This is a genomic window from Marisediminitalea sp., from assembly GCF_984433645.1.
In genome coordinates, this window is the sequence record NZ_CFIDRX010000212.1 from 1 (window position 1) to 6,789 (window position 6,789).

Here is a 6,789-nt window from a genome sequence, read left to right on the forward strand (position 1 = left end):
GCCGGGTACCAGTAAAATGCCACGTTTGTGCATCAGTGACAGCGTATCCAGAATCTTCTGATAAGCCGTGAGATAAGCCTGGTCTTCCGCGTCATCTGCCACGTTAAGCATGGCAGACTTCGCTGAGCGCTGCTCGCTGACCGGCATGTGATCAATATAATTAGCCACGGCTTTGTTGGTGATGCCATTACGCCCAGTCATGGCATATTCGTGGATGACCATTGTCGGGTCGTGTGCAATGTTGTTTTCTACCATCAGGTCCAGGGTATGTTTTACCGCTTCACTGTTCAGGTCTAAATCCACGAAGCGTTTCATGCCTGTGATCCGGAACAAAGTGCGGGTATCTTCTTCAGGTTTTAGCACCCAACCCAACATAATCTGATTGATATGCGTCAGTTCGTCGTAACCGCCCTCGATCATTTGGTCGGCGCGGTAAAACGCAGGCACGTGACCAGCAACACGAAGGCCTAATCGGTGAGCTTCTTTAGTCATGTCCGGCACCCAATCGCCATTCATGGAATTGTAGATTTTAATTTGCCAATAGCCCTTTTCAGCGTAATCGCGAATCAGTGCCAGGGCGTCTTCTTTGGTAGGTGCCAGCTCTCCCGTTGCGGCGCTGTAGTCACTCACACCCTCAATGAACCCACTTTTGGTGATTTTAGGGCCAATTAAGATGCCGTTGTCGATTTTATCGATCAATGCCGACAGCACTTCATCTTCGTTACCCATATCGCGAATACCGGTCACGCCCGCCAGCACATTCAGAATTGCTCTGTCGTCGCCCACGTGTCCATGCATGTCGTAAAGCCCGGCTACCAGCGTGCCGCCCTCACCGTCTATAAACACTTCGTTTGCATCCGGCGATGATTGCACCGGCTCAATCGCGGTGATCTTTCTGCCTTCAATAACGACCGATGACGCCTCTGTTAAAGCCAGTATTGCCGGGTCGAAAATTCGCACATTGTTTACCCGAACAGGTTTGTCATACTGATGGGTAACGTTTTTAGCAATATCTTCATAGCGCTCCGTGTTAAGCGTCGCCGCGAGTTCGCGTAAGCGCTTGTCTTCCGATTCCAGTCCTTCGCGAAGCAGAGCGAAACGTGGCGACACCACAGCTACAAACTGCTGCTTGTCGTCTAAAATCACATAACTTGGATTCAGATTAATGCCGCCAAGTGCATACAAGGTGGCTTCTACCTGATTTTCCCCACTTCCGAGCGTTAACCGGCGCTTTTCTGAAACGGTAACCTGACCAGCTGGCAGCGCTGGATAAGGGGCACCGCCGGCATCAAGTACCGTTTTTGTGTACAGATATAATGCATAAGGACTGGGATTTTGTGCAATGTAAATGGCATCCCCTGTCACGTCTTCTTCACCTGCTCCCGCCGCGGCCTTCCAGCTTGCTACCCCGTCTTTTAACTCATAGGTTTCGTTTACCGCATTTCCAAATGTCGTTTTGCCTTCAATAGACCAGGAAATGGGAATACCGGCTTCAGACAGTAACAGTGTTTCCTCACTACTCGCGCCACGGCCGTTATTGCTAAAGCCGTAGTTAATGTCGAAAACCGGGCCATTTTGCGTGATAGTCATATCACCCACATCGGTGCCACCAAACAATACGTTGTATTGCTGTGTAACTGATGTTGAGGATAGTTGTGATTCGGTCGTCGTTGATGTGCTGGTTGGCGCTTCACCGCTGCAAGCAGTGAGTCCGGCTACCATTAAACCAATTAAAGACAGGCGCATAGCAAAGTCCTTGTAGTATTTGTAATCATTATTATAGAAAGTCTGTGGAACGCCTTAGAGCGTAGCAGTATTCAGCTTTACAGGCGAGTATTCACGATGAACACACGCATTTACCCGAAAATCAGCAACCATTGCCGCTGCGCCGTTAAACTTTTTATTGTGCTGTGCGTAACTGAATTCAGGTAACTTATAACCAGAGCCGGATATGCAAGACAGTGATATTGTGACGCTATTCACTTACCGTTTTTTAATTGATGAACCACAGCCACCACATAATTTTGCTCAGGATATTGCGGACTTGCAGCAGTTCCCCGAGCGCTTGTCGTTAAGCTATATTGACGAATGGAAAAGTGATATTAAACGGTACTTGAGTAAAAACAATCTGACTGTAAAAGATTTGGAAGCGCTTAGCACAAAGCTAACCGAGCCTGACACTGCGCAGCAATATGCGCCTTTGAAAGACATTGTAGTCAGGGCACTACAAATAAACAGCAGTGATACCGTGAGCATCATTGAGACGCCGTTTAAACGCTACATAGACAAACTGGTGAACAGTTAGCATTGAAGTAGGAAGCAAAAAAACGGGCCGAAGCCCGTTTCTTATTCATACAGATTTTCAGTCTTGCTTGGGAGGCGTCGTTTTCGCCTTCGAAGCTGCTGGTTTTCGCGTGGTTGATTTACGCGTCGTCGTGGTTTTCACTTCAGTTTTCGTACCTGACTCAGATGCAGTTTTACTGGCTGCAGGCTTACGTCGGGTCTTCGGTGCAGGCTTGGCGGCTGCCGCTTCGGCTTTGGCTGCAGCTTGTTTAGCTGCGAGCAAAGCCACCTGCTCTACCAGCAAATCCACTTTGTTCGACAACACGTCCAACTGAGCAGCACGTTTCTGCTTCGGCGTGGTGAAGCTTGGCATCCAGTGATGAAGTGGTGACTGACGCCACACTTCGCACCATTGCGCCGGATCCACCGCTTTTCGCAGTTGAGACTCGACCTGCTCTCCTCGAGAAGCAAACTCGTTAAGCGTTTGCTGAGAATCGTTCAGTGTTTGCTGCACTTGCTGATTTGCCTGTGTAACCTGATCAGCCACTAATCCTAACCCCGCTTCAAACCAGGCAAACAGCGGTGATGTGGGCTTTTTATCTGACATAATCATTCCTTACCCAAAATCGGGCAGCATGGCTGCCCGCAGGGATTTATTTATTTGCAGCCAGTTTTGCAACGGCTTCGGTCAGGGCGTCGATTTTAGCTGACAGCTCGTCAATGCGCTGATCAGTATCGTCTGCATCCAGACCTAATTTTTTACGCACTTCAGACACGCGGGTTTCAACTTCAGAGGTGGTTTCCTTGAATTTGTCTTTCGCTTCTGTCTCCAGCGTTTCGCCTTTGCTTACCAGGTCGTTAAACATTTTGCTGGCTTCAGTGGTCAGTTTTTCATACTGGCCCTGCGCTTCGTCAATACTTTTGCCGTAGGCACCTAAACCTGCTAACCAGATTTTACGTGCAAAGTCTTCGGCTTCATTGATTTTGTTTTTGATATCGTCTTTAGTCGTCATGGTGAACTCTCCTTTAAACTGTCTAAATGTAGTGTACGAAGTGCAATTAGAAATCGCATACTAAAAACGATATTTTTTGCATAAAAAAACGCCGGATTAAAAAAACCGGCGTTTTTTCAAATAGTTATTCAATTCGATTTAGTCAACTAAATCCTGCGGCATAGTATCGCGGATGTCCATCCACACCTTACCACTTTCGATCCCGTATTCACGGATAACAGCAGGCACTGTTTCGTATTCACCGTTTTCAGCCACAGCCAGTAATTTGGCGTAGAATGCCTTTGCCACGTCGCGAGCCTGTTGCTCAGCAAAGAAGAAACCACCGATACGTGAATACAATCCGCGGAAGCCGTTCATCATCAGCACAAATACTTTGTTTCCGGATGCCAGCGCCAAATCGTGGTTCAGCTGATAGTCAAACTGTGCGAACGCCTTGCCGTCTTCTTCCACGTCTTTATAACGTGCAATGATTTCAACAGACTCTTGAGGATTATTTCGAATAGCACTGCGAATAAACACGGCACTTAAATTGGTACGCGCTGCAAGCAGGTTATCCACCAGTTCCGGAATGCCGTCCTGGTCTAAACGTGCCAGCGTTTCCAGAATGTTCAAGCCGCAGGTTTCCCAGAAGTTATTTACCTTGGTAGGCTTGCCGTGCTGAATGGTTAGCCAGCCATCACGGGCCAGGCGCTGTAACACTTCGCGTAAGGTTGTGCGGGTAACACCGATTAATTCAGATAGCTCTCGTTCAGCAGGTAAAATGGTACCGGGAGGAAAACGCCCGCTCCAAATTGACTCAACGATATACTCTTCGGCAAAACCAGCCGGACTTTGTGCCTTATAAATCATATTTGCTCGCCTGCTGAACATCTTTTTCTTTTAAACTGATTGTACCAGATGCATTTTCATTAACACAATCAATAAATATAACGAATATAGCCTCGTCTTTATCGTCTACGACCTTTTTACGGCTTCCTGTCTTACCGATTATCGGTTAGTCTTTGCAGGCTTAGACGATACCTACGTGTATTCACTGAATACCAGAAGTAACATATATATTGATAAAAACAAACTTTCATCGTCTACTATTACTCAGAGAACAACAAATTAAGCCTGTGATAAAAAAGGAAATTACTCGATGCAGACCTCTATGACCATGGCTATTTATAAGAACTTTCTGGGGCATGCTCCGGACTGGTATAAAAAGACCATCATTGGGTTTTTAATTGCTAATCCCCTGTTATTCATGCTTGACCCATACCTTGCTGGCTGGGTTTTGATTATCGAATTTATTTTTACACTTGCCATGGCATTAAAGTGTTATCCACTGCAACCTGGTGGTTTACTGCTCATTGAGGCCTTATTTATCGGCATGACCACGCCAGACCATGTACTTCATGAAATCGAAGTTAACCTGGACGTGTTACTACTGCTTGTCTTCATGGTGGCAGGTATCTACTTCATGAAGGACTTGCTGCTTTTCCTGTTTACCAAACTGGTTATTCGGGTAAAAAATAAGACGATATTGTCGCTGTCCTTTATTGTTGCATCTGCATTCCTTTCTGCATTCCTCGACGCCTTAACGGTTGTAGCGGTTATTATCGCGGTAGGCCTGGGTTTCTACACGATTTACCACAAAGTCGCGTCAGGCAAAGAGTTCCATCACGACCATGACCACACCACCGACGATACAGTTCAGGAGTTGGGTCGTAACGATCTGGATGATTTCCGCGCCTTCCTGCGTAACCTAATGATGCATTCCGCTGTAGGTACGGCGTTAGGTGGCGTAATGACGATGGTGGGTGAACCACAAAACCTGATCATTGCCGACAAAGCAGGCTGGGATTTTGTTGAGTTCTTTATTCGCATGTCACCTATCACCGTTCCGGTGTTTATCATGGGTGTACTTACTACAATTATTTTGGAAAAAACCAAAACCTTTGGCTATGGCGCCAAGTTGCCACCTGCAGTGCGTAACATCTTAGTAGATTACGACAAGCACATGGACGAAGCCCGTTCAGTGCGCGACAAAGCCCGTCTGGCTATCCAGGCGCTGATTGGCGTTTGGTTGGTTGTAGGCCTTGCCCTTCACCTGGCGGCGGTAGGCCTTATTGGTTTGTCTGTAATTATTCTTGCCACCTCAATGAGTGGTGTCATTGAAGAGCACGCGTTAGGTAAAGCGTTTGAAGAAGCCCTACCGTTTACTGCTCTGCTTTGTGTGTTCTTTGGTGTGGTTGCGGTAATTATCGACCAGGGCTTGTTCGCACCTGTGATTCACTGGGTATTGTCATTTGAGGGTAAAACCCAGTTGGTGATGTTCTATCTGGCCAATGGTGTGCTGTCGATGGTGAGTGATAACGTATTCGTTGGTTCGGTTTACATCACCGAAGTCACAACAGCCCTGCAACAAGGACAAATTACTCGCGACCAGTTCGATTTGCTGGCTGTAGCAATCAATACAGGTACTAACTTACCCAGTGTTGCAACGCCAAATGGCCAGGCTGCTTTCCTGTTCTTATTAACGTCTGCAATTGCACCGTTATTGCGTTTGTCATATGGCCGCATGGTGGTTATGGCACTGCCTTACACTATCGTGCTGACGCTTGTTGGCCTGGGCGCCACCTACATTGGACTGGTAGACGCGACCCAATGGCTGTATGACATGCACCTGATTGAACATCATTCTGCATTGCCGACCGGCAATAGCGGTCACTAGGAGCGTCACTACGGATGAAGTTTATCCATGGATTGAGCCAGTGGGCAGAGCAACGCTCTGCCTGGCTGGTGTTGTTTTTAACGTCTTTTGGCCTGGAATGCGCGGCGTTGTATTTTCAGCACGTAATGGGGTTGGCCCCGTGTATTATGTGTATTTATCAACGTACGGCCATGTGGGGTATAGTACTGGCCGGATTACTGGTACTGCTGTTTAATCATGCCGTCACGCGATTCTTAGCACTTGGCCTGTGGGCGTACAGTGCTGTTCAGGGGTTTCTGGTAGCATCAGAGCACATTGAAATTATTGAGGCGGACGACCCGTTTTTTGCAACGTGTGAAATCTTTCCTAATTTCCCGAGCTGGGCACCGCTTCACGAGTGGTTGCCGTCGGTATTTGCAGCACCAGGTGACTGCCTGGAGAACAGTTGGCAGTTTCTGTCGATGGGCATGGCGCACTGGATGCAAATTATCTTTGCCGCTTATTTTGTTGTCTTTGCCGCGGTGCTTCTTGCGCGTCTTATCGACAAGAAAGCCTTTTGATAGACCTGAGCACCGTTCCAATTCGACTCGCCCCTATTCGCACTGATGCGGGGCAAATTCATCTTATTCGCGCTAACAGTAAATATGCCGATAGCGTTGCCGAAGCCGGCAAACTGGCACTGGATACAGTAAAACCCTGGATGGGCAGCAGCCTGGTTCCCACGACGCCCCGTACGGCTAAGCAGCTACTTGATACCTTAGAAGAACAGCGCAAAATTGGCTATGGCGTGTGCTATTT

7 protein-coding genes and 1 pseudogene are annotated in these 6,789 nt (G+C 47.7%); 4 read left to right on the forward strand and 4 right to left on the reverse strand.

Translation table 11 applies throughout. From position 1 onward, the window contains the following. Positions 1–1,746 (reverse strand): amidohydrolase family protein (locus AC4MRN_RS18585; protein ID WP_491204125.1); only part of this gene is annotated, 1,746 nt, incomplete at its 3' end. Positions 1,747–1,951: 205 nt separating this feature from the next. Here AC4MRN_RS18585 and AC4MRN_RS18590 point away from each other — a divergent pair. Continuing rightward, the gene (locus tag AC4MRN_RS18590; RefSeq protein ID WP_491204126.1) at positions 1,952–2,305 is read left to right on the forward strand and encodes a hypothetical protein; all 354 of its coding nucleotides are present in this window, start codon (positions 1,952–1,954) and stop codon (positions 2,303–2,305) included. A gap of 57 nt (positions 2,306–2,362) precedes the next feature. Here the strand turns inward: AC4MRN_RS18590 and AC4MRN_RS18595 are convergent, their stop codons facing one another. From AC4MRN_RS18595 to fadR, 3 genes are all read right to left on the reverse strand, one after another. After that, positions 2,363–2,890 (reverse strand): hypothetical protein, encoded by a 528-nt coding sequence (locus AC4MRN_RS18595; protein ID WP_491204127.1) that lies wholly within the window; start codon positions 2,888–2,890, stop codon positions 2,363–2,365. Between the two features lie 46 nt (positions 2,891–2,936). Beyond that, positions 2,937–3,296 carry a phasin-related domain-containing protein gene (locus tag AC4MRN_RS18600; RefSeq protein WP_073322286.1) on the reverse strand — a complete coding sequence of 120 codons (360 nt, stop codon included), beginning with the start codon at positions 3,294–3,296 and terminating at the stop codon, positions 2,937–2,939. Between the two features lie 138 nt (positions 3,297–3,434). After that, entirely contained in the window at positions 3,435–4,145 is a 711-nt protein-coding gene (gene fadR / locus AC4MRN_RS18605) for a fatty acid metabolism transcriptional regulator FadR (protein ID WP_491204128.1), read from the reverse strand. A gap of 289 nt (positions 4,146–4,434) precedes the next feature. Between fadR and nhaB the strand changes: the two genes are divergently transcribed. The 3 genes and pseudogenes from nhaB to AC4MRN_RS18620 all read left to right on the forward strand — a co-directional run. Further along, the gene (gene nhaB / locus AC4MRN_RS18610) at positions 4,435–6,012 is read left to right on the forward strand and encodes a sodium/proton antiporter NhaB (RefSeq protein WP_073322290.1); all 1,578 of its coding nucleotides are present in this window, start codon (positions 4,435–4,437) and stop codon (positions 6,010–6,012) included. A 14-nt stretch (positions 6,013–6,026) separates the two neighbouring features. Then, a complete protein-coding gene (dsbB, locus tag AC4MRN_RS18615) occupies positions 6,027–6,551 on the forward strand; it encodes a disulfide bond formation protein DsbB (RefSeq protein WP_491204129.1) in 525 nt (174 codons plus the stop codon). Next, a pseudogene (locus AC4MRN_RS18620) lies at positions 6,548–6,789 on the forward strand (GNAT family N-acetyltransferase); the annotation flags it as partial. The gene dsbB and the pseudogene AC4MRN_RS18620, both read left to right, overlap by 4 nt.